The sequence below is a fragment of the Vibrio sp. QJM3NY_27 genome (genome assembly GCF_057785955.1).
Genome location: NZ_CM173512.1, coordinates 906,926 through 931,072, shown reverse-complemented (window position 1 = coordinate 931,072; position 24,147 = coordinate 906,926). Strand labels below are relative to the sequence as shown.

Here is a 24,147-nt window from a genome sequence, read left to right as displayed (position 1 = left end):
GCACCTAGGGGTTAATTTCTAGGTGCTTTTGTTTTTATAGAAAGTCATTACAATGCGCCTTCACCACAAAAACATCCCATTTATAACGACACCAACTTTATGAAGCTAAGTAACCGACTGCAAACACTCCATTCTCTTGTCAGCAATGATTACCAACACATTTGGGATTGTTGCTGTGATCATGGCTTCTTGGGTGTTCAACTGTTGTCGGATCACAAAGCACCTCAGATTCACTTTGTCGATATTGTCCCTTCGTTGATGAACGAACTTGAAGGCAAGCTAACGCGTTACTTTCCTCAAGATAACAACGTTGATCAACATGAGCAGAGTCAGTGGAAAGTCTATTGCTTAGATGTCGCAGCCATCCCACTGGATAAGCACGCGGGCCGACATCTCGTTATTATTGCGGGTGTAGGAGGCGACCTAACTCAAAAGTTAGTCGATGATATTCATCGTCAACATCCAGACAAAGCGATCGATTTCTTACTGTGCCCAGTACATCAACAGTTCGAACTGAGAAGCCATTTAAAATCACTCAAATTTGGCCTTATCAATGAAGTGTTGATTGAAGAGAACCGTCGTTACTACGAGATTCTATTGGTTAGAAACAATCGACATGAAAACGAAACAAGCTCGTTGCTGACTGAGGTTTCAAATGTTGGCGATAAGATCTGGACTCCGAGCGGTGAACAACAGAAGCAAGTATCACTGCAATACAAAGCTAAAACATTGCAGCACTACTTGCGCATTCATCAAGGACAAGAGAAGCAAGGTAAGTCTAGCGAAGTAAAGCACATCATTGATGCTTACCAAGCAATTTAGCACTCACTGATGCTTCATCTAACTTTGCCTGTAAAGCGACTAGATTATAGTGAGCACTAACTTCACGATTTAAAAATCACAAAGAATATTCAATAAAAAAGCCGCTAGTTCATTGAACTAACGGCTTTTTTGATGCTATCGATTTGGTTTGATATTACCGCTCTTGTGTTTTATGAACCGCATCAGGCTTATCAATCGTTTCAACCTCATAGAGCGTATCAACCCCATATACCGTATCAAGATAGTCGTCTTTCTCTTTCCAGGTGTTATTCAGCCAACTGTGGAAACGACGCTTAAACGCTTTGTCTTCAAAGTAGTTACCGTTGACGTTTTCGTCCATCGGATGCAATTTAATACGCACGACCACCTTCTTCATTTTACCTTTCAGCATGTCTTCAAACGGAGAGCTTTTGTTTTCAGGGTAAGCCAAAGTGACATCCACGATACCATCCAAGATTGGGCCCATTGCCGATAAGGCAAACGCCACACCGCCAGTTTTCGGCTTCAGTAGGTGTCGATATGGTGTTTTCGCTGTCGCCAGTTTGTCGAGGTTTGCACGCGTTCCTTCGACAAAATTCACCAGTGTTGTCGGTGCTAGTTTGAATTTAGTACACGCCTTGTTGATTGCATCAAAGTCATCATTGCGACGCTCAGGGTTACGAATCAAAAACTCACGTGAGTGACGTCTCATGAAAGGCATATCCAAGCCCCAACATGCCAATCCAACAAAGGGAACATACAACAGTTCGTGCTTGAGGAAGAACTTAGTCATCGGCATCTTGTCTTTCAAGATTGAAGACAAAATCACGATATCCGCCCAGCTCAGGTGATTCGACATCATCAGGTACCACTGCTTAGTCGAGATATCTTCCCCTCCTTCGACTTGCCACTCGATATCGTTATTCACATTCAACATCCAAAGGTTAAGCGAAGCCCAACACCAAAACGTGAAATTCGCTAAACGAGTACATGACTTTTGAACAATAGAGATTGGAAGAATCAGTTTGATGAGGCCAAAGAAGCTCACGGTAAACGCAGTCATTGCGGTATTGATAGTCACGAACAATACGTTCAAGACCATACGAAGATTATCAAGCATAAAACACGGCTATATTGAGATCGAAAGCCGACATTATACTCATCTGTAAATTATTCTCTTCAGTTATTGGTGGAATCGTTCAAGGGTCAAACCACTCATTGAGATTGATCAAGCTCAATTCAAAAATTAGCCATAGCAAAGCCACCAAGATCCAACTTCCAATAAGAACAAAAAAGACCACAAGTAGTCATTAAGACTCAATTATAAGTGTGTATTTTTGACTCTATTAAAAGCAATCCCTCTCAACAATTCAGTATTGATAAGCATTCTCATTATTGGCATGGTACATGCAACTCCAAAGTGTAAATAGTTGAGTATCCTTAATGAGATAACTTCTCTAAGTAAAGGTGATGATATGACAGATATTCCTCATGGTTTGGTAGCTGGCAAAGTCTTACATAAAACACAATGGACAGATCAACTGTTCTCGCTGCAAGTCAGTGCTCCCGTCTCTCCCTATCAGGCAGGTCAATTCACGAAACTTGGCTTGCTTAACAGAGAGGATGAGTTCGTAAGGCGAGCCTATTCAATGGTGAACGCGCCAGAGCACGAACAAGGTCACCAACATCTGGAGTTTTTGATTATTAAGGATCAGAACGGTCAGCTTTCACCTCAACTTCATGAGTTGAAGGTAGGCGATGACATCTTTGTCGGCAAAGACCCAAGCGGCTTTATGACCTTAGATGAGATCCCAGAGATCGCCGACGATCTATGGATGCTTTCAACCGGGACTGCCGTTGGGCCTTTTATCTCAATGCTCGAAAGCATGCAGATGCAGCAGCAAAATGGCTCAGATGTCGAAAGAGTAATGTCATTCAAAAACCTTGTACTAGTTCATGCCGTAAGAACAGAACAAGACCTGACTTATCGAGACCGTATCGCTCAACTCGTTAATCACTTCCAAGGGAAACTACAATATGTGCCAATTATTTCTAGAGAATCAGTCACCGGAACTTTGCGCGGACGAATCCCAAGCTTGTTACTTGGAGGCGACCTTGAGCAAACCACATCTGTCGCTTTCAATCAAACCCGCAGTTTTTTCTACCTTTGTGGCAATCCGCAAATGGTTCGCGACACAAGTGAAGCACTAACCAGCTTAGGTTTCGAGAAGCACTTACGCCGAAAGCCCGGCCAATTCAGCAGTGAAAACTACTGGTAATCACGGTCACCAATTCAAAAAGCTAAAGCTTGTATTCAAAATACAGGCAGATAAGAGGTTTTATATGAGTCATTTACGCATTCCTTCACATTGGAAGATTCAACGTTCAACACCATTCTTCACTAAAGACAACGTGCCTGCCGCGTTAATCAGTCACCACAACACCGCAGAGGGTGTATTCGGTCAATTATGTGTTATGGAAGGTACGGTTACCTACCACGGTTTTGCAGACGCAGATGCGACAGAACCAGAAGTCACCGTTGTCATCAATGCCGGGCAATTTGCGACAAGCCCTCCGCAATATTGGCACCGTATCGAACTTAGTGACGATGCTCAATTCAATATCAACTTCTGGTCAGAAAAAGAGACCAAGAAAATGTTTAATACTCGAAAGTAAGATCGATTCAATATGAATGAACTTATGAGCAAGCTACTTCGTAGTGTGATTTTTAATGTTCAAGAAGTGATGGTAGAAGATCAAATAACCATAGTAATTACAGTGACTAATGGTGATAGACAAGACAAAAAAACTCTAGCACACTGGACAAAGTTATTAGTTTTAATCCCGTTTCAGATAATGAATAAGTGGATTATTTATATTTTAGGTAAGAGAGGAAGCCATGCTCAACATTGCTTTTTTTAGCTCAAAATCATACGACGAAAAATCATTTGAACTTGCAAAAGGCGAACTCAACGCCGAGTTCCATTTTCACGATTTTCGACTCACTACAACAACAGCAAAAATGGCGCACGACAACGAAGTCGTTTGTGCGTTTGTAAACGATGACCTATCGCGAGATGTGCTAGAGATTCTAGCAAAAGGCGGCACGAAGCTGATTGCGATGCGCTGCGCGGGCTTTGATAAAGTCGACTTAGACGCAGCCAAAGAGTTTGGTCTGCAAGTCGTTCGTGTCCCTGCTTATTCTCCCGAGTCTGTAGCAGAACACACCGTCGGTATGATGATGTGTTTGAACCGCAAGTTACACAAAGCATACCAACGTACTCGTGATGCGAACTTCTCTCTTGAGGGACTAGTTGGCTTCAACTTCCACGGTAAAACCGTTGGTGTAATTGGTTCAGGAAAGATTGGCTTAGCGACGATGCGTATTCTGAAAGGTTTAGGCATGAACATCTTGTGCTACGACCCGTACCCAAATCCTTTGGCAAAAGAACTTGGTGCTAAATACGTAGAGCTCGATGAGCTTTACCAAGAATCTGACGTGATTTCTTTGCATTGTCCAATGAGCAAAGAGAACTATCACCTGTTGGATGCAACGGCATTTGGCAAAATGAAAGATGGCGTAATGATCGTGAACACCAGTCGTGGTGAACTGCTTGATTCAACTGCAGCCATTGAAGCGCTGAAGCAAAGCAAGATTGGCGCGCTTGGCCTTGATGTTTACGACAACGAGAAAGAACTGTTCTTCCAAGACAAATCTAACGATGTGATTGTGGATGACGTATTCCGTCGCCTATCCGCTTGTCACAACGTGTTGTTCACCGGTCACCAAGCCTTCTTAACTAAAGATGCTCTGTTCAACATTGCTAATACAACGCTAACCAGCGTCGATGCCTTCTTTACAGGCAACACCAGCGGCAATGAACTCGTTTAATAGAAGATTGAGTTAATAGCAGACTGAGTTAAAAACAAACGAGATCTACAAATACAAAGCCACGCTATTCTGAAGTGAACAGCGTGGCTTTTTCGTTTATCTAGTATTCAAAAATAGTTCTTAGACGCAGAAGTGACAATCTTCGGTGTCTAAACCATAAATGCCTTTTCGAATAGCAAGGTGCTCTTCCCCTGCTTTAACCCCCATCTCATAACCGGTATCAAGCGTTGATTGATCCATAGTTAAACGCTTCACCGCGAATGCTTCAGGTGGCGCAATCACCTTGATGGTCGCATCTTTTGGTGGATTACGAATGAACTCCAAAGATTGGTTGTAGTTTTCAGCACGCACTGCCATTGATTCTGCAATGTGAGGGAATTTCTTTAATAGTTTTTTCAGCATCCATTGGTGCTTTTGAGGCTTCATTCGGTAACTCAAAGGATGAGAAAGAATCACGGTAATGTCTCGTGCGCCGCGACGATAGGCTTCACGAACCGGAATTGAATCGGCCACACCACCATCGGTATAACAACCACCCGAGAAGCACGGCGTTTCGCGGTAAGCAATAGGTAGAGCGGTGGTCGCTTCCACCACGTTAGAAAGGTTTTCTGGCTTGATATGATAGTAGTCTGCACTGCCCGTATCGACATTTGTTACAGCAGCAATGAGTGGGATACTTGAAAACAGTTCACCACAATCTAGGGGATAACGTTGATTTGATTCATCCCACAACCACTTAACGTCCACCAAGTTACCCCCTTTGGCAAAGCGAGCAGGGTTAAAAAACGTCTTGTCAGTCGCCATCGTGGTAATCACGTGATAGCTGCGTTTCGGCGCTTGAGATAAGTAACCCACCAAATTCGACACACCCGCAGACACGCCAATAGCAAAATCATAAGGACGGAAATCGTCTTGCATAAAGGCGTCCAACACTCCAGCTGCGAAGATGCCTCTCATAGCCCCACCTTCAACGATTAATGCGCTTTTACTCATCTAAAACTCTATTACTTTATAAACTGATAGCCGTAGGATAATCCCGCCCATCTTATAAAGATAATGGGATATGTTTATCAATTCGATAGGTAAAAGCTATCAATAGAAATGGTGCTGAACTTCAGGGAATTCGCACTACTCACATGGATCGCGAATAGAGGCCAACTAATACTCGCATGATCAATAAAGGCCGCTGAGTGATTAACTCAGCGGCCTTCTGACTATTTAAGCGAGTTTATTGATTACGACTTAAATTCGCTCACATCGATTTGAAGCAATTTACCAATGCCTTCACCGTATGCAGGGTCAGCTTTGTAACAGTGTCTTAGGTGACGCAGTTGAATCTCTTTTGGCACGCCGCCTAGGTTACGAGCAGTGTTATCAAACAGAATAGCTTGCTTCTCTGGTGTCATTAGACGGAACAAGTCACCTGGTTGCGAGAAGTAATCTTCATCTTCGCGGTGATCCCAGTGTGCCGCTGCGCCATCTAAGTTCAATGCTGGTTCAGCGAAATCTGGTTGCTCAGCCCATTGACCTTCGTTGTTTGGCTCATAACCCAATGTGCTACCAAAGTTACCATCAACACGCATCGCACCATCACGGTGATAGCTGTGAACTGGGCAACGAGGTGCGTTCACTGGAATGTGCTGATGGTTAACGCCCAAACGGTAACGCTGTGCATCACCGTAAGCAAACAAGCGACCTTGCAGCATCTTGTCTGGTGAGAAGCTAATACCCGGAACCACGTTAGCAGGGTTGAATGCCGACTGCTCAACTTCAGCGAAGAAGTTTTGCGGGTTACGGTTCAATTCAAATTCACCCACTTCAATTAATGGGTAATCCGCGTGTGGCCAGATCTTAGTAAGATCGAACGGGTTATAAGACACTTTCGCTGCATCCGCTTCTGGCATCACTTGCACTTTCAGTGTCCATTTCGGGAAGTCTTGATTATCGATGCTGTCTAGCAAATCGCGTTGATGGCTTTCGCGATCATTACCGATCAACTGTCCTGCTTCTGCATCAGACAAGTTCTTAATGCCTTGCTGAGATTTGAAGTGGAATTTCACCCAGAAACGCTCGTTGTCTGCGTTAATAAAGCTGAACGTGTGGCTACCAAAACCGTGCATGTGGCGGTACGTAGCAGGAATACCACGGTCACTCATTACGATGGTGATTTGGTGAAGCGCTTCAGGAAGAGAAGTCCAGAAATCCCAGTTGTTTTTTGCACTGCGCATGTTGGTGCGCGGGTCACGTTTAACCGCGTGGTTTAAGTCTGGGAACTTAAGAGGATCACGAAGGAAGAATACTGGCGTGTTGTTACCCACCATATCCCAGTTACCTTCTTCGGTATAAAACTTCAATGCAAAACCACGGATATCACGCTCAGCATCAGCGGCACCACGCTCACCCGCAACTGTTGTAAAACGTGCAAACAGGTCGGTCTTTTTACCTATTTCAGAAAACAGTTTTGCCTTGGTGTATTTGGTAATGTCATGCGTAACAGTAAATGTGCCATAAGCGCCTGAACCTTTCGCGTGCATACGACGCTCTGGAATGACTTCGCGGTCAAAATGCGCCATCTTTTCTAAAAACCAAACATCTTGAAGAAGTTGAGGACCGCGCTTACCCGCAGTTTGAACATTCTGGTTATGAGCAACAGGACAACCCGCAGCCGTAGTTAGTTTTTTACTCATGATCTATTCCTTAAGGTCCAAAGGTGCAGCAATAGTGAGTGCACCTTGATATTTATGCTGGCTTCCTTTCAAAAGCCCCTAAAATACTATGGATATAGAATAGACCTCTAATGGCATAAAATATAATCGTTTCTATTTATCGTTATAATCTATAAAACCTATTAAACGCCTGATTTAGGAATCATATTCTAAGGCACTGACTATTCGAGTATTTTCCTTCCTAGTTTAAGCGTCGCTGCAATATTCCTAGCCGTTCTAGTTAGATTTTTTTCCGCCTCCTGCAGAACTTGGTCAAGTGACTGAGGAGAACGTACTGTTCCAAACAAGCTGCTCATTTCTCCATAAAGTGCTTCTACTTCAGTTCCCAATGAGCCAGCAATAGCTATGGTTGGAATGCCTTGTAAGCTCGCTCGTTTAGCAATGCCATAAGGTGTTTTTCCCTGTAGCGTTTGGTTGTCCATCTGCCCTTCGCCAGTAATCACAAGGTCGGCACCTTTCAACACGTCATCGGCTTGTAAAACATCCAGTACCATCTCAATACCGGGTTTGATTTGCATGTTAAATAGCAAACCAAGCCCCATCGGTGTGCCACCAGCCGCGCCATAACCAGCACGCTCTTGAACGGGTTCACCACCAACAACACAACCTTGCGATTCAGCAACTTGAGCAAAGTTCGCAAGCGCTTTATCCAGCGTCACAACTTGTTCTGGGCTTGCGCCTTTTTGTGGGCCGAATATATGGCTTGCACCCTTATCACCACACAGTGGATTATCAACATCACACGCAACGATAAGGTCAATATCAGTACAGCGTGAATCTAAGCCGGTAAGATCTATTGATGCGAGTTCTGCAAGTGCAGCGCCACCTCGGGCAAACTCTTGTCCATTTCTATCGAGTAAGCGCCCACCTAACGCTTGAACAATACCCGCACCACCATCATTAGTCGCACTGCCACCCAATCCAAGAATGATGGTTTGAGCACCCTGCTCTATTGCTTCCAAAATCAATTGCCCTGTGCCGAATGAAGAAGCAATCAAAGGATCGCGCTTCTCTGGTTTCAATAAATCCAAGCCCGATGCTGCGGCTATTTCAATCAATGCCGTTTTGTTCGGGTTGCTATCGGATGGCTCAAGCATCGCCCATTCAGCATTAACCAATTTGCCCAATGGCCCTTCAACTTGATGTGTTCGCTTTTGCCCTGCCAAGCCTTGCAGCAATACATCTACCGTACCTTCGCCACCATCGGCCAGAGGTAAGGTCACATAGTCAGCGTCTGGGAATATTTCACGAAAGCCCTTTTCAATGCACGCCGCCACCGATACAGCCGATAAAGATTCTTTAAACGAGTCTGGTGCAATAACAATTTTCATACTGAGAGATCCAAAAGAATATTAGGTTTGATGAGTGCCCGATCCAAAAATGCCCCTATTGAAGATCAGCAAGCTAATCACTTAATAGGGGCAGTATATAAAGGTCAGCAGTATTAGTTAGTAACGGCTGTCTTTACTTGTGATTTCTCTTTGCTTTTTAGCCACACAAATACAGCACCTAGAACAGCAATTGGAATCAGTGGGTCGATCAGCGTACCGCCTTTACCAAACACCAGGTTAAGAATCATTATGATGCTTGCACCAATTGCCCATGCTACGGTTGAAGATACAGACCAGATTTTGATTTGGTCAGCAAGTTCAGTAATACCTAAGGTACGGTTGATAATATGGAAGTAAGAGTCGTTCAAGTGTGAGAAGCCAACAGGGCCTACCGCACAAGCTAGTGCAACGAACACAGGGTCTAGACCTAACGTTTCAACTAGAGGCAGTGTCATCGTTGCTGCCACCATCATTGATGCCGTTGCTGAACCTTGGATTAAGCGAAGCATTGATGCGATGGCTAGCGGAACTAATAATGGAGGAATACCGCTGCTTGCAATCGCTTCTGCTACTTGGGGACCAGCACCTGATGCTTTAAGTACAGCCCCCATAGCACCACCACAACCAGTTACAACAAGAATCAGACCTGTAGTAGACAGCGCATCGTCCATAGAGCTCACCATGTCTTTACGTTCGATATGACGAGTCAGGCCATAAAGCGCCATAAGAACACCGATACCAACTGCAACCACAGGGTTACCAATTAAAGAAATAACAGTGTGCATAGCGCTGTCACCTTGACCAACAAGCGTGTTGATTAGGATGAATGCGATTGGCAGTAGAATTGGACCAAATGACAGAAAGTTGCTTGGCAGTTCTTTATCGTCAGTTTCTTTTACTTTTTCAAGGTTTGCCCAATCAGCTTGGTTAGTAATCCATGTTTCACCGTTTGGTACACGGTAGTATTCATTGCCTACGCGGCGAATGTAAATCATAGAAAGCAACATCATAGGGATAGATACCATCAAACCCCACATCATGTACTCACCTAGATCAACGCCTAGAATACCCGCAACAGCAACTGGTCCCGGTGTTGGTGGCACAAGTGCGTGAGTGATCAGTAGACCAAGCGCTAGAGTCACACCAAGGCCAACTGCTGACTTACCAGTGTCACGTGAAATTGCGCGAACAAGCGAGTGTAAAATGATGTACGCAGAGTCACAAAATACTGGGATAGCGACAAGTACACCTGTGAAACCAAGTGCCAAGTCTTCACGACCTTTACCACATAGCTTTACAAACGTTTTTGCCATTCTGACAGCAGCGCCAGAACGCTCAAAACATGCGCCCATAATCACGCCAAACGCGATAATTAAACCAATACCACCAAGAACGCCACCAAAGCCCGCTTTGATTGCATTAATAAGTTCAGTGGGTGCCATCCCAGCAAACAGACCCATGATGATGCTTGCGATAATCATAGCAAGCGCCACTGGGATTCTTGTTTTTATGATCATGCCCATCATGGCTAAAATGCCAATTACGATGCCTATCAGTGCTCCATCCATTGTGTATTCCTTTTTGTGTCTATTTTTGTTGTGTAGGGTTGCAAACGAGAGACATAGGTACGCCTCCCGCTGCACTTTGTTGTACAGCGACTTTTTGTTCTGGCCGCTTTATCTTATTTTTACGAGTTCAAATCTGCCTTAAAGGCTCGTGCTGCCTGCGTCTATAAATACGGTTTAACCCATTCCAAACCAGCTTCAGTTGTATTTTTGGGGTTGTATTCACAACCAATCCATCCTTGGTAACCTGAATCATCTAGAACATTAAATAAATGTGGATAATTCAGCTCGCCTTCCGATGGTTCGTGTCTTTCTGGTACAGAAGCGATTTGAATATGACCGGTATAAGCAGCAACTTCGCGAATCAAAGTACTTAAGTCGCCATCCATGATTTGTGCGTGGTACAGGTCGAGTTGCAGCTTCACATTTGACCTATCGACCAACTTAATAAGTTCGACAGCATCACGTTGGTGAGCAACAAAGTAATTAGGAACATCACGGCTATTCAGCGGTTCAATCATCAATTCAATGTCTTGCTCAGCAAACTTATCTGCGGCAAAACGAATGTTTGAGATGAAGGTTTCAACGTGTTGCTGTCTCGTGAAATTCGCATCATGTAGACCCGACATCGCATGGACTTTTTTGCAGTTCAGCGTTTTAGCGTACATAAGTGCGGTATCAACACTGACTTTAAACTCATCTTCACGGCCAGGAATCGCTGCGAAGCCTCGTTCGCCTGCGTCCCAATCTCCTGGAGGCATATTAAAAAGTGCTTGTTCAAAACCAAATTTCTGCATTTTTGCTGCAAGATCTTCGGCCTCAAATGCATAAGGGAATAGGTATTCAACTGCTTTGAAACCCGCTTGGTATGCTTTCTCAAAACGCTCTAGAAATGGCACTTCTGTGAATAACATCGTTAAGTTTGCTGCGAACTTAGCCATTATTTGCCTCTCCCTTTTAAATCCATCACTTCTTCGTTCGTTAAGTAACGGATATCATTTCCTTTCAATAAGAATGCTAATTTGGCGGTCTCTTCTAGCTCTTCAGCGTTATCAACGGCATCAACAAAGTCAGTGCCTGTTACTACTGGGCCGTGATTAGCCAACAAAAATGCTCGGTAGTCGCCCGCTCGCTTTGCCAATTCTTCAGCGATTTGTGGGTCGCCCGGACGCAAGTAAGGAATCACTGGTAACTCACCAATACGCATCACGAAATAGGGAGTGAACGCTTTAATTGCATTGTTGCGATCCAACCCTTCAAGGCAAGACAGTGCAGTTAGGTATGTAGAGTGCAGGTGCACAATCGCATTGCACTCTGCATTATTTCTATAAATCGCTAAGTGGAACGCGGCTTCTTTTGACGGCTTCTTTCCTGATATATGATTGCCATCGATATCGACAACCGACAACTCCTCAGCCACAAGACGGCCAAATGAAGAACCAGTTGGTGTTGCTAGAAAATGTCCATTTGGCAATTTGATAGATAGGTTACCTGCGCCACCTGTGGCGTAACCTCGTTCGAACATTGAACGAGCGAGCGTGACCATTTGCTCTCTTAACTGCTGCTCGTTCATCAAAACTTTACTCATTTGAATCTCGCTTATGAAAAGAATGATTGAGCTTTAGCGAAGAAGTTTTCATCACCAAAGTTGCCAGATTTAAGTGCCAATGAAAGATCACCTTCAACCGACCTCACCCAAGGCACACCTGGTGCGATTTGAGGGCCAATATGAAAACCTTTCACAGCCAAGCTTTGGGTCACTACACCAGAGGTTTCACCACCAGCGACAATGAAGTTCTTCACTCCGTTCTGCTGCAACTTAATAGCTAGCTGGCTAAAGAACTGTTCAACCGCATGACTAGAGGCATGCGCGCCATACTCTTCTTGAATAACTTTTAGTGCCGTTGCTTCAGCCGTCGCGTATACCAACGGTGCAAATTCACTTTGAATATGAGTTATCACCCAATCGAATACTTCATTGGCGTATTGATCATTGGTTAAGCAAGCCTTCACATCGATAGCAAAGTGAGGAGCAAGCTGTTTGTATAGCGCAACTTGTTGGTTAGTCATCACTGAACAAGAACCAGAGAATACAACCGTTGGTGCTTTGACTGGGCTACCTGCATGTTTTGCATCACTTTGGTCAGCAAGATGTTTCGTCCAATTTTTAGCAATACCAGCAGCTAGGCCTGAGCCACCTGTGATTAGTTTCAGAGATTTAGCCGCTTGACCTAACGTCACCAAGTGCTCTGCATTAAATGCGTCTACCACGGCGTAGCGACTACCTTGAGCTTTGAGTTCGTGAAGACGAGCGGTAACCGCATCAGAGCCCTGTTCAATCGTTTGAAAGTTAACTAAACCGGAAACACCTGCTGACTGTGCGTCCATCATTCGAACCACACTTGAATCCGTCATTGGTGTAACAGGGTGATAACGCATACCTGAATCACAGAGCAACTCACCAAAAACAAACAAGTGACCGTTGTAAACCGTACGACCATTTACTGGCAATGCAGGGCAAACCATCGTAAATGATTCCCCAAGTTCCGCTAAAAGCGCATCAGTGACAGGCCCAATATTGCCCTCAGCCGTGCTGTCGAAAGTGGAGCAATATTTGAAGTAAAACTGTTGGCAACCTTGTGCTTGTAGCCATTTAAGCCCGGCAACGGAGTCGGTAATAGCTTCATCAACGGGGCAAGAACGTGATTTAAGGCTGATCACGACCGCATCCGCTGCAACCTCAAAATCACCAGTAGGAATGCCATTTAATTGGATAGTGCGCATACCGTTTTCAACAAGGAAACCCGCGATATCTGTCGCACCAGTAAAGTCGTCTGCAATAACACCTAATAACATGATTATTTCTCCACCTTTGACGTATTTACACCCGGTAGATCAATACCTTGGAAGACTTTAATCACCGCGCTGTCATCTTCTTGACCAAAGCCAGCATTACTCGCGCTAACGAACATGTTCAGTGCAGCACTTGATAGTGGGAGTGGGAATTTCAGGTCTTGAGCGGTATCTGATACCAAGTTCAAATCCTTCACAAAGATATCAACCATAGATTTTGGAGAGTAATCACCATCGACTACATGCTTCATGCGGTTCTCGAACATCCAAGAGTTGCCCGCTGCATTCGTAACAATGTCGTACATCAAATCAAGCGGAATGTTTGCGCGTGCGGCTAGTGCCATCGCTTCAGCACCCGCAGCAATATGAACACCTGCAAGCAATTGGTGGATAATCTTCACTGTCGCACCAAGGCCAATCGCTTCACCGATATTGTAAACCTTAGCAGCTGTTGCATTAAGAACAGGAGCAAGCGTGTCGAATGTGCCTTGAGCACCCGATGCCATTATCGTCATCTCACCAGCTTCCGCTTTCACCGCACCGCCAGATACCGGAGCATCAAGCATTACAAGTTTATGCTCAGCGAGCTGGGCTTCAATTTGTTTTGCATCTTCAGCAGAGATAGTTGCGGACACCATCACTGGAGTATTTGGCTTTAGTGCCGCAGCAAGGCCAGTCTTAAACAAAACTGTGTTCACTTGTTGTGCGTTCACAACCAACACCAATACCGAATCAAGTTGATCTGCAAACTCGACAGCATTCGTCGATACCGCTTTTGCACCAAACGAACCCAGTTCTTCTAGTGCTTGTGCATTTAGGTCAAAGCCATAGACATCAAGGCCAGCACGTACACATGATTTCGCAGCGCCCATTCCCATTGAACCTAAACCGATCACTCCGACAGATTGAACTTCACTCATAATATCAATGCCTTCTTGGTAATTTCGTACATTTTAAGTTTGTTAATTCTTGTTTATGTTTGTGATTATATGTGAAGAGGCTACCAGCGACTTAGTGACAAGTCACATTTTTAACAAAATTTAACACAACCACTCAATTTAGCCCTTTAGAGGCAGCACAAATTCACGTAAAGGCGGCTATCACACTTTAAAGTCCAAACAGGGAACATAAGTTCACAGATCTTCACAAATAAGATAAAGGTTGTTAGGATGATGAAAAACAAGAACATAGAAGAAAACCATGATTCCAGCAGAGCGTCAGAGAACCATTTTGTCACTGTTATCACACCAAGAAGTGATTAGTATTTCTGAGTTAGTCGAACAGCTCGACGTGTCACACATGACCATTCGTCGAGACATAGTAAAGCTGGAAGCTTCTGGAAAAGTCGTTTCAGTATCTGGAGGGGTCCAATTAGCTCAAGCCTTGCATCGCGAGCTGTCTCATGATGCTAAAGTAGAACAGCAAGCAAACGAAAAGGTCCAAATCGGTAAGCTTGCTGCCCAACTTATCGAAAAAAATGCCACTGTCTATTTAGATGCTGGAACGACCTCATTGGAAATCGCCCATCAGTTAGCAACACGTGAAGATCTGTTAATCATCACCAATGACTTCTCAATCGCGGCTTATTTAATGAACCACTCACCATGCGAGATTTATCATACGGGTGGTAAAGTCGATCGAGAGAACCAATCGAGTATTGGGGGCAAAGTAGCTGAGTTCTTGGCAGGGATGAATATTGATATTGCGTTTATTTCCTCTTCTTCTTGGAGCTTAAAAGGCTTATCGACACCAAACGAAAATAAAGTATTAGTGAAAAAGGCGATTGTAAAATCAGCCCAAACCAATTACTTGATCTCGGATTCCACCAAATATGGTCGAGTAGCAAGCTTTCACGCACTTGATATGGAGTCACTTGATGGTGTCATTACCGATACCAATCTCCCAAGCAGCGTAATTGAAGAGTTAAATGACAAAGGTATTGAAGTAATTAACGCTTCGGCATAATGGTCATCAAATAATTGGATGTGCGAGCCTTTAATGGCTCGGTTATCTACCCAACCAGTTTTCCTTTTCTTCTGTAGAACACCTAAACGATCTGGGGCCCTTCATAAACATACTGTGATTTCCGGTACCTAATCTCACCTTTACACTGTGAATATTGAAACTCTGTTTGGATAGGTTAGGCTCTCTGTCTAATACCAATAACAAGCCAAGACAGGCGAGCAAAGCAATGAAAGTTGACTATCAAAAACGGCTGATTCCCGTTATCCGTTATCTAGAAAAACGCTTTAATGAGCCATTAAACCTGCCAGAAGTAGCGGCGTTAGCCAACTTTTCACCCTACCATTTTCATCGTACTTTTAAGGCCGTTCAAGGCGAGACGCTTGCTGATTTCATCAGGCGATTGAGGCTTGAAGCGGCAGCCAATGATCTCTTCAAATCCAAACAACCTATTATTAACGTCGCATTGGATTATGGCTTTTCATCGTCTCAGAGCTTTGCTAAGGCATTCAAGCAACACTTTGGTGTTACGCCTAGTGCCTTTCGTGATTGCGAAGATTACCAAGCGTTCAGCGAGTTAACTCGAAATAGCAAGATTGGACACTCATTGCGCAAGAATGGAAACGATGCAACTGACGGCAATTCATATACTAACTCCGAACTTTCAACATGGAGTATGACAATGAAAACACAACAATTTGAAGCATCGAAACTGGCGTATGTACGAGTGACTGGCCCCTATGGACAAGGTTATGAAGAGCCAAGCGGTCGTCTTTATCAATGGGCAGAAATGAAAGGACTAGCGAGTAATAGTTGCATCTTTATCTATCATGACAATCCAGAAATCACTCCAACAGATAAGTGCCGAACAGACATCTGCTTGATGGTTTCAGACGACACTGAAGTGCCAAGTGGGATCGAATTAAAAGATTTTCCCGGTGGGCAATATGCGGTGATGAGACAAACGATCACCGAAGTCGGTCAATATGCAAAAGCATGGGATGATTTAATGAGTAACGTCATTGAATCCGGCATTGAAACCGAAGACCGACCTTGTTTTGAGCTCTACCACAGCTACGACCCGCAAACTCACCATTCAGACGTCAGCTTCTGTACTGCAATTAAGTAACAAGAGTAAATACAATAACAAAGCCTACTTCGCGTAGGCTTTCGTCTCATTAGATCGCTTTCCAACAGCTTTGTTACGTAATTAGGTTGGAGATAGAGCCGGCCTGTTTCAAAGCTTTTTAGTCAATAAATGAGAATAAATATTAGTGACACCAGTAATGTCATAGCCCAAACGGATTTGGACCATGACAATCAAAATGAGTGGGATACAAACTGGAGGTAAGCTAAATTTTGCCTTACCATTTCCATCTAACAGTTAAGACAGTTCAAAGCGAAACCCTTACTGATTTCATCAATCGCTTGAGGCTCGAAGTACTTTCCTAACGCGTACAATAAAAAACATCACCACACACGCGATATAGAGCTTACCTACCCATAGGCCGATATTGATCAGCTGAGTTTCTTGCTCAATTAGACGTTGATACTCAGTATCAGAGAGGTAAGGATCGTCAAAGGGGACAACGTTAATCCCCCACACAAACCAAACAAACCAAACGACACTTCCTGCGAGCAGCCATAAGGCTAATATTGAAAATTGCTCGAACACACCTAGTAGTGTGTTCTTGTTAAGCGATATTTGAGCTTTTCTCATTTCACGACCTTTTTATCACAACACAGGGGGGGATCTCTAAAGAAGTAAGAGTACTAAAGCCTTTTATTCCACTTACCTTGATGGTCACGGTCGCAATTCTCTTGTGTATCGAAGCTCACGTGCTTATCGATATTCTTCAATGTAATCCCAACCTGACTAAACGCCTTTTGGATGGTAACAGAGACCTCCTGCTGACCTCCTCCCTCTAAGAAGTTAGCTCTATCTTGATTGGTGTCGAATACGCAGACGATTTTTAGGCTCTGTGGAAAAGAAGAGAAATTGACCGTATGAGTCACCCAAAGAAAACCATCGTAGCCTTTCAACGTAGCTTCACAAACGTCAGTTAGCACGTCTCTGATCTGGTTTTCGGTCTTCTTATCTGATTTACGCATGAAGTAAGCATCCTATTTAACACCTTAAAAAATAAGGTTTTTCGGTCAATATTGTTTGAACGACATTGGACACTGTGACTGTTTCAAATGCAAAGTATTTATACTCCACTGATAAATTCCACAATGTGGGACTCTTGTTTCACAAAGTGGAATGTTGATAGTTATCACATTATCAATAGCAAACTACCGCTATATTTCTCTCATACAACGAGAGGCGGTTTTATGAGCAAGTTACAAGGTAATCAAGCATTGGTAAAAGCAATCGCGGTCATCGACTCGATCGCGGAAGGTAATCGACAACTCAAAGATGTGTGTGAACATTTGCAGCTGCCGAAATCTACGGTGCACAGAATTATCCAAGGCCTTATTGAAGCTCGCTATATCCGAGAAGTGAAAGGGATTGGTCTAGTGCTAGGTACTAAAATGATTCAACTTGGTATCCGCGCCCAACAAGACATGCCTCTCAAAGAAATTGCGAAACCCTTTATTCGCGAACTTGCTGCTCAAACTAAAGATACCGTCCATCTAGGCATCAAAGATGAGGATCAAATCTTCTACCTAGATAAAATCCCGGGAGAGCGTGCAATTCAACTGCGATCTCAAGTGGGAGACCGACTGCCAATGTCTGCAACAGGGATTGGAAAAGCGTTAATGATTGATATGCCAAAGATGGAATGGATTCGACTTATTTCATCGCAAACTAATCATGACGTCGAGTCGATGCTAAAAAGAATGAATGAATATTCTAAGCATGACTATAGCTATGACTTAGAAGATAACGAAGACCTTGTACGTTGCGTTGCTGTACCAATAAGAAATAAATATAACAATATTATTGCGGCTATATCAGTAACCAGCATTAAAGAATACATGTCTGACAAAAGAATGACGGAGTTAATTCCTGTTATTACTGAATATTGTCAGAAAATATCCAAGCAACTTAATTAAACCTACAGGTGTATGTAACGTACACTTTATATAAATAATAAATTAATCAGGTACGACTATGTCTAGAACCGGAAAAATTCTAGCCATTGGTGGGGTGTTTGTCGCCTCAATCATTGGTGCAGCTATTGCTACAAATTCTCAAGGTAATAACCAATCGAGTATTGCAGCAGGTGAATCTCAAGTTCAAACATTACGTTTCAGCATGAGCTCTAATAACAAACACCCTATCTATGATGGTGCTGCTAAGTTTAAAGAAATTGTTGAGAAATTTACTGAACTGAAGGTGGATATATACCCTTCAGCGCAATTAGGTGATGACCGTGCGGCGATTGAAATGCTGCAATTAGGAACACTTGACGTATCTATTCCATCGACGGGTCCACTGGCTAACTTCTACCCTGAATACAATGTGTTCGACCTTCCCTTTATGATCACCAGTGAAGATGTCGCAGATAAAGTGCTACGCAGCGAATTTGGTGACGACATGCTGAAAAGATTAGAGTCAAAAGGCTTAGTCGGTCTGGATTTCTGGGAAAATGGCTTCCGTCATGTAACTAATTCACGTCGCGCTGTGAAATCGATTGAAGATGTGAAAGGCCTAAAGATCCGTACTATGGAGAGCCCACTTCACCTAGACGCATGGAAAGCGATGGGCGCAACCCCAACGCCGATGGCTTTCAACGAACTGTTCACAGCACTACAACAAGGCACAGTTGATGGGCAAGAAAACCCATACCCGAATATCGCACTGAACAACTTGTTCGAAGTACAAGAAACCTTATCAAACACAGGCCATGTATACACGCCATTGGCTTTAATTGTTAGCCAAGCGACATGGAACAAGCTAAGCCGTCACGATCAAAGAGTTCTGCGCCAAGCCGCTATTGATGCTGGCGATTACGAGCGTCAAGTTAACCGTCGCGTCAATCTTGAAAGCTTGGATGTTATTAAACAAAACATGGAAGTTGTCACACTGACACCTGAAGCACTGGTTGGCTTCCAAGAAGCGACTAAGCCCGTTATTGAGAAATACACACCAATCATTGGCAAAGATGTTGTCTCCGCTTTCCAAGAGCAAATTAAAAAAGCTGAAAACGAATTAGCCGCTCAGTAACTTAAGCCATCACTTAACATTTAGACCCTTACATTATTAATACTGACTATTTTAATGATTAACCCTCAATAACTATCATTAATAAACAATAGAAAAGTAATAGTTCTAAGTAATAAGTGAACAAGGAACCTTATTATGTTGAATTGGTTAGATAAGTATTTTGAAAATACGATAGCCGTAATACTGCTCGTTATTATGACGGCGGCAATATTCTTACAAGTAGTATCCAGAACTTTCGATTATTCAATTGCTTGGACTGAAGAGTTAGCTCGCTATTGTTTCATTTGGTTAGTTTATATCGGTATCAGCTTTGCTGTCTCCAGAAAGAGCCACATAAAAATAGAAGCCATAGCAATGTTAATTGATGAGAAGGAAAAAAAGTACCTAAGCCTATTTTCGGACTTCGTTTTCTTAGCATTCTCTGTTGTTATTTTATTTAAATCAACGCAGATGGTAGCGAACCTATATTACCTAGGTCAAACATCACCAGCACTTGGGTTGCCAATGTGGATCGTTTATCTAGCTGGCCCAGTAGGCTTTGCACTTACATCAATCAGGTTGATTCAACAGATGGTATCCACCACTGATGACATCAAAACAGCGAAATAGGAGGTAATCATGTCAGTATTTATTTTGTTTGCGACTTTCGCACTACTCGTTATTGCCTCTGTGCCCATTGCTATCTCATTGGGTATGGCAACGCTACTCACCATTATTTCAACCGGCACCTTAAGCGTTGATTTTCTTGTGAGTACCTTAATCACCTCTGTCGATTCTTTCCCAATTATGGCAGTACCATTTTTCATCCTAGCGGGTGACATCATGGGCAGCGGCGGTATCTCGCAACGTTTGGTGAACTTTGCTAACTCACTAGTGAAAAACATCACGGGTGGCTTCGCGATTGCTTCAATCATTACATGTATGTTCTTCGCTGCTATCTCGGGCTCAGGCCCAGCTACAGTAGCAGCGGTTGGCGGCATCATGATTCCAGCGATGATCAAGTACGGCTACGACAAGGGCTTTGCAACCGCAGTTGTCACAGCGGCAGGTGCGATTGGTGTCATGATTCCACCAAGCATCCCAATGGTGATGTACGGCGTATCTGCAGGCGTATCAATTGGCGACTTATTCATTGCAGGCATCATCCCTGGCATCTTGGTATCGCTTTGTTTGATGGCTTGGGCATACATCTACTCTAAGAAAAAAGGCTACAAAGGATCAGACGAACCATTTAGCTGGAAAGAGGTGTGGGCTCAATTTAAACACGCTCAACTCGCTCTGCTTATCCCAGTAATCATTCTTGGCGGTATCTACGGCGGTATTTTCACCCCAACAGAAGCAAGTGTAGTAGCGGTGGTTTATGGCCTTATTGTGAGCCTATTCGCCTACAAAGAAATTACCTTTAAAGACTTACCAAAAATCTTCACTAAATCGGTGATTACTTCCGTGATTGTGTTGTTGATTGTAGGTACCGCGACTGCCTTTGGTAAGTACTTAGCACTTGAGCAAATTCCAACACAAATTGCTAACGCGATGCTTGAGTTCTCTGATAGCAAGGTGATCTTCATTATCTTGATGGTAGCACTACTGCTCGTTGTCGGCTGCTTCATGGAGACCGTTGCGGCAATCATTATTCTGACGCCAATCTTGGTTCCAGTGGCCATGCTATTCGGTTTCAACCCAGTACACATCGGCATCATCATGGTGGTGACATTGGCTATCGGGTTTATCACTCCTCCTCTCGGTCTAAACTTATTTGTTGGCTCGAGCGTTTCAGGGGTCTCTGTTGAGAAACTTTCTAAGGCCATTATCCCGTTCTTCCTAGCCATGATGTTCGCGTTAACGCTGATTGTATTTATTCCTCAGATATCTCTGATTCTGATTTAAGTAAGGTATTTATTGTGAAAATTATTGATGTCATTCCACACGCAATCTCAGTTCCACTAGAGACGCCATTTTACTTCGCACAAGGCTGGGTTCATAACCGTAGCTCAATGATCATCGAAATCGTTACCGATGAAGGGGTTGTTGGTTTTGGTGAAGCTCTATGTCACGGCCTACAGAGCCCGCACATTGCGGCGGCATTTATTGAACATACCTTTAAGCCACTACTGCTCGGACGCAGCCCGTTCGACGTGGAAGTGCTTTGGGAAGAGATGTACAACGTGACTCGCCCATACGGCCAAGGTGGTTCTGCGGTGAACGCGATCAGCGGTGTTGATATTGCACTGTGGGATGTCATTGGTAAGGCTCTCAATAAACCAATTCACTCACTGATTGGCGGTGCTTTCCGCAAGGAAGTCACCCCGTACGCAACTGGCTTCTATCGTGTCGCAGACGCGAAATATCCAGAAGCAGCTATTGAGGAAGCACATCGCTATGTCGATGGTGGCTTTGAAGCGTTCAAACTCAAAATTGGATTTGGCGTAGATGAAGACATCGCCTTCATTCGTTCAATTCGTGAAGCCGTTGGTAATGATGTGAAGATCATGGCTGATGCTAATGGGGCGTACAACGCCGCTGCTGCACGTCGCATCATCAAAGAAACAGAAGAGTTAAACCTGTACTTCTTAGAGGAGCTGTTAGCTCCAGAAGACATTGCTGGCTATCAAGAAATCAAGAACCTTTCTACGACTTATATCGCCGCAGGTGAGCAACTGTTCGGGAAAATGGGCTACCGCCCTTGGCTTGAACAGAGAGCATTAGACGTGATTCAACCTGATCTATGTTCTTCAGGTGGTATCACGGAATGTAAGAAGATTGCAGCAATGGCACAAGCAAACCACACCATGATGATTCCACACGTGTGGGGTTCTGGTATTGGTATTGCTGCCTCTTTGCAGTTTATTGCTTCGCTACCAAGTTCACCACTATCACTCAACCCTATCGAGCCAATGCTTGAGTTTGACCAGTCTTCACACCCATTCCGCAAAGATCTCATTTGCGATGGCATCAAGATGGAAAACGGCAAGGTACAAATCTCTACCAAACCGGGCATCGGTGTCGATGTGAATACCGACATCATCAAGCAGTACAAAGTTAACTAAATAAGCAAAGTTAACTAAAGAGGCAAGGTTAACTAAATAAACAGAGTTAGCTAGACCCGAAACGTTAACGGTTCGACAAAGTAAACCGATAAAAAGTACATCAACTAAACCTAAAACTGCGCGCCTTAGGGCGCGTCTGTGAGCTGTAATTATGAATCAAAAAAACAAAACCAGTTGGCTAATTCTGGATTGGGGAACGACAAACTTTCGTGCCTTTGCCATGGATGAACAAGGACAGGTCGTTGATAAAACAGAACGTAAGATGGGGCTGCTTCAGGTTGAAGATGGTGCCTTTGCAAGCGAGCTTGAATCATTGCTGAGAGAGTGGCTCGGCGAATACCAACACTTTCCAATTTATATGGCAGGTATGGTTGGTTCTGCACAAGGTTGGGTCAACGTCCCTTATGTTTCCACGCCAACTAATGTGCAGTCCTTGGCTCAAAACACCCATCAATTCGACCTCCCTTGGGGGGCAACAGCCACCATCATTCCGGGTGTCAGCCATTGTGATGAGCATGGCCACTACGACGTCATGCGTGGTGAAGAGGTTCAGTTGTTTGGACTTCTTGAGTTAGCAGGCAAACCGACGCTTGAAGCAGCCTTTCCGGGTACTCACAGCAAACACGCAAATATTGAAGCGGGTAAGTTAGTCTCGTTTTCAACCTACATGACTGGCGAACTTTTCTCTGCACTGTCGACACACACAATCCTAGGGCGTGGCTTACCTAAACAAGTCAGCTCTAACGCTGCTTTTGTGAAAGGGGTAGAGGAAAGCTCGAACCCGTCAATCACTAATCAGCTCTTCAAAGCCAGAACGCATCGTCTATTCGGCAATCTAGAAGAGAGTGAGGTGTTTGATTACTTATCAGGGCTGTTAATCGGCAACGAAGTACGAGAACTGCATCAAGAGAGCATCTACTTGGTGGGCGGAAAAGTCTTATCAGAACGCTATGACCAAGCCTGTCGTCAGCTAAAGAAAACAACCGAATACGTGAATGGCGATGACACTTTCATCGCTGGAATGTTAAAAATTAAAGAGGCAATGAATAATGACAAATAAAGACTTTAACCTAAGTGATCACTTACCACTCGTTGCCATTATCCGTGGTGTAGAACCGGCAGATTGTATTCGTGTGACGCAGATTTTGATTGAGGAAGGCTTCTCAATGATTGAAGTGCCATTGAACTCACCAGATGCATTGACCAGCATTAAAATGCTAGTCGAACATTTCGGCGACCAATACTTAATTGGCGCGGGTACCGTTACCACACCAGAAAAAGCACAAGCTGTGATTGATACGGGTGCAAACTTAGTCGTAACGCCGAACTTCAACGAACAGGTCGTGAAAATGTCAGCGGCTGCAGGTTGCGTCAGCTTCCCTGGTGTTGTTACGCCAACAGAGGCGTTCGCTGCACTTGCTGCCGGCGCGACAGGGTTAAAACTATTCCCAGTTTCTGTGCTTGGCCTTGATGGCTTTAAAGCGTTGAATTCCGTACTGCCTCCCGAAGCAATCTGCTTACCTGTAGGAGGAATCAACCCTACCGTCGAGAGCATGAAACCGTACTTAGACATAGGTGCGAAAGGCTTTGGTTTAGGGGCGTCACTTTACAAGCCTGGCTTATCTGACGACGAGATTCGCGCCAATGCAAAGGCATTCAATACCGCCTTTAAAGCGTCTGTAGCTTAAGTAAGATCGCCCAAAAAGTAAGCAGAACCAACAATACGGCTCATATTTGTCTATGTGATTTGTTATCAGTCATACAGAACAATATGAGTCGTATTTCTTTTACTAAGA

At 44.0% G+C, this 24,147-nt stretch carries 24 protein-coding genes; 13 read left to right on the top strand and 11 right to left on the bottom strand.

Features of this window, described 5'->3' with window-relative positions:
- Positions 1–99: 99 nt before the first annotated feature.
- On the top strand, positions 100–822 hold the full coding sequence (locus AC3CIA_RS19925; RefSeq protein WP_488519628.1) for a tRNA (adenine(22)-N(1))-methyltransferase: 723 nt from the start codon (positions 100–102) through the stop codon (positions 820–822).
- 154 nt (positions 823–976) lie between these two features.
- Here the strand turns inward: AC3CIA_RS19925 and yihG are convergent, their stop codons facing one another.
- Positions 977–1,921: a 1-acylglycerol-3-phosphate O-acyltransferase, YihG family gene (gene yihG, locus AC3CIA_RS19920; RefSeq protein WP_488519627.1), complete on the bottom strand. Its 945-nt coding sequence runs from the start codon at positions 1,919–1,921 to the stop codon at positions 977–979.
- Positions 1,922–2,276: 355 nt separating this feature from the next.
- On the opposite strand from yihG, the gene AC3CIA_RS19915 reads away from it, so the two are divergent.
- From AC3CIA_RS19915 to AC3CIA_RS19905, 3 genes are all read left to right on the top strand, one after another.
- Positions 2,277–3,080, top strand: a complete 804-nt coding sequence (locus AC3CIA_RS19915) for a ferredoxin--NADP reductase (protein ID WP_488519626.1) — start codon at positions 2,277–2,279, stop codon at positions 3,078–3,080.
- A gap of 64 nt (positions 3,081–3,144) precedes the next feature.
- A complete protein-coding gene (locus AC3CIA_RS19910; RefSeq protein WP_017072581.1) occupies positions 3,145–3,477 on the top strand; it encodes a TehB family protein in 333 nt (110 codons plus the stop codon).
- A 223-nt stretch (positions 3,478–3,700) separates the two neighbouring features.
- Positions 3,701–4,693 carry a 2-hydroxyacid dehydrogenase gene (locus AC3CIA_RS19905; protein ID WP_017081793.1) on the top strand — a complete coding sequence of 331 codons (993 nt, stop codon included), beginning with the start codon at positions 3,701–3,703 and terminating at the stop codon, positions 4,691–4,693.
- Positions 4,694–4,813: 120 nt separating this feature from the next.
- On the opposite strand, the gene AC3CIA_RS19900 is transcribed toward AC3CIA_RS19905, so the two are convergent.
- The 8 genes from AC3CIA_RS19900 to ltnD all read right to left on the bottom strand — a co-directional run bounded on the left by AC3CIA_RS19900 (position 4,814) and on the right by ltnD (position 14,088).
- Positions 4,814–5,686, bottom strand: a complete 873-nt coding sequence (locus AC3CIA_RS19900) for a patatin-like phospholipase family protein (protein ID WP_488519625.1) — start codon at positions 5,684–5,686, stop codon at positions 4,814–4,816.
- Positions 5,687–5,928: 242 nt separating this feature from the next.
- Positions 5,929–7,380, bottom strand: coding sequence for a catalase KatE2 (katE2, locus tag AC3CIA_RS19895; protein ID WP_237298453.1), 1,452 nt, complete (start codon positions 7,378–7,380; stop codon positions 5,929–5,931).
- A 200-nt stretch (positions 7,381–7,580) separates the two neighbouring features.
- Positions 7,581–8,750, bottom strand: coding sequence for a glycerate kinase (locus tag AC3CIA_RS19890; RefSeq protein ID WP_054545883.1), 1,170 nt, complete (start codon positions 8,748–8,750; stop codon positions 7,581–7,583).
- Between the two features lie 113 nt (positions 8,751–8,863).
- Positions 8,864–10,318, bottom strand: a complete 1,455-nt coding sequence (locus AC3CIA_RS19885; RefSeq protein WP_054545884.1) for a GntP family permease — start codon at positions 10,316–10,318, stop codon at positions 8,864–8,866.
- Positions 10,319–10,479: 161 nt separating this feature from the next.
- Positions 10,480–11,256, bottom strand: coding sequence for a 2-oxo-tetronate isomerase (gene otnI / locus AC3CIA_RS19880; RefSeq protein WP_054545885.1), 777 nt, complete (start codon positions 11,254–11,256; stop codon positions 10,480–10,482).
- Positions 11,256–11,903 carry a 3-oxo-tetronate 4-phosphate decarboxylase gene (gene otnC / locus AC3CIA_RS19875; RefSeq protein ID WP_200909001.1) on the bottom strand — a complete coding sequence of 216 codons (648 nt, stop codon included), beginning with the start codon at positions 11,901–11,903 and terminating at the stop codon, positions 11,256–11,258. Before otnC ends, otnI begins: the two co-directional genes overlap by 1 nt.
- Positions 11,904–11,914: 11 nt before the next feature.
- Positions 11,915–13,171, bottom strand: coding sequence for a 3-oxo-tetronate kinase (gene otnK, locus AC3CIA_RS19870; protein WP_054545886.1), 1,257 nt, complete (start codon positions 13,169–13,171; stop codon positions 11,915–11,917).
- Between the two features lie 2 nt (positions 13,172–13,173).
- Positions 13,174–14,088, bottom strand: a complete 915-nt coding sequence (gene ltnD, locus AC3CIA_RS19865; protein WP_054545887.1) for an L-threonate dehydrogenase — start codon at positions 14,086–14,088, stop codon at positions 13,174–13,176.
- Between the two features lie 280 nt (positions 14,089–14,368).
- On the opposite strand from ltnD, the gene AC3CIA_RS19860 reads away from it, so the two are divergent.
- Positions 14,369–15,133 (top strand): DeoR/GlpR family DNA-binding transcription regulator, encoded by a 765-nt coding sequence (locus tag AC3CIA_RS19860; RefSeq protein WP_054545888.1) that lies wholly within the window; start codon positions 14,369–14,371, stop codon positions 15,131–15,133.
- A gap of 226 nt (positions 15,134–15,359) precedes the next feature.
- Positions 15,360–16,259: an AraC family transcriptional regulator gene (locus AC3CIA_RS19855; protein WP_102387921.1), complete on the top strand. Its 900-nt coding sequence runs from the start codon at positions 15,360–15,362 to the stop codon at positions 16,257–16,259.
- Between the two features lie 291 nt (positions 16,260–16,550).
- Here AC3CIA_RS19855 and AC3CIA_RS19850 read toward each other — a convergent pair whose 3' ends face one another.
- Together AC3CIA_RS19850 and AC3CIA_RS19845 are read right to left on the bottom strand one after the other, a co-directional pair.
- Positions 16,551–16,850 (bottom strand): hypothetical protein, encoded by a 300-nt coding sequence (locus AC3CIA_RS19850; protein WP_261383211.1) that lies wholly within the window; start codon positions 16,848–16,850, stop codon positions 16,551–16,553.
- Between the two features lie 53 nt (positions 16,851–16,903).
- Entirely contained in the window at positions 16,904–17,242 is a 339-nt protein-coding gene (locus AC3CIA_RS19845) for a Fis family transcriptional regulator (RefSeq protein WP_488519624.1), read from the bottom strand.
- 222 nt (positions 17,243–17,464) lie between these two features.
- On the opposite strand from AC3CIA_RS19845, the gene AC3CIA_RS19840 reads away from it, so the two are divergent.
- The 7 genes from AC3CIA_RS19840 (at position 17,465) to AC3CIA_RS19810 (ending at position 24,039) form a co-directional block, all read left to right on the top strand.
- Complete coding sequence (locus tag AC3CIA_RS19840; protein WP_237298462.1) at positions 17,465–18,190, top strand: IclR family transcriptional regulator; 726 nt, start codon at positions 17,465–17,467, stop codon at positions 18,188–18,190.
- Between the two features lie 58 nt (positions 18,191–18,248).
- Positions 18,249–19,304 carry a TRAP transporter substrate-binding protein gene (locus AC3CIA_RS19835; protein ID WP_050643400.1) on the top strand — a complete coding sequence of 352 codons (1,056 nt, stop codon included), beginning with the start codon at positions 18,249–18,251 and terminating at the stop codon, positions 19,302–19,304.
- A gap of 135 nt (positions 19,305–19,439) precedes the next feature.
- Complete coding sequence (locus AC3CIA_RS19830) at positions 19,440–19,913, top strand: TRAP transporter small permease (protein ID WP_054545892.1); 474 nt, start codon at positions 19,440–19,442, stop codon at positions 19,911–19,913.
- Between the two features lie 9 nt (positions 19,914–19,922).
- On the top strand, positions 19,923–21,191 hold the full coding sequence (locus tag AC3CIA_RS19825) for a TRAP transporter large permease (protein WP_048614493.1): 1,269 nt from the start codon (positions 19,923–19,925) through the stop codon (positions 21,189–21,191).
- Between the two features lie 14 nt (positions 21,192–21,205).
- The gene (locus tag AC3CIA_RS19820) at positions 21,206–22,351 is read left to right on the top strand and encodes a mandelate racemase/muconate lactonizing enzyme family protein (protein WP_488519623.1); all 1,146 of its coding nucleotides are present in this window, start codon (positions 21,206–21,208) and stop codon (positions 22,349–22,351) included.
- A gap of 151 nt (positions 22,352–22,502) precedes the next feature.
- Complete coding sequence (locus AC3CIA_RS19815; RefSeq protein WP_054545895.1) at positions 22,503–23,411, top strand: 2-dehydro-3-deoxygalactonokinase; 909 nt, start codon at positions 22,503–22,505, stop codon at positions 23,409–23,411.
- Positions 23,401–24,039 (top strand): 2-dehydro-3-deoxy-6-phosphogalactonate aldolase, encoded by a 639-nt coding sequence (locus AC3CIA_RS19810; protein WP_054545896.1) that lies wholly within the window; start codon positions 23,401–23,403, stop codon positions 24,037–24,039. The genes AC3CIA_RS19815 and AC3CIA_RS19810 overlap by 11 nt, the downstream gene beginning before the upstream one ends.
- Positions 24,040–24,147 lie beyond the last annotated feature (108 nt).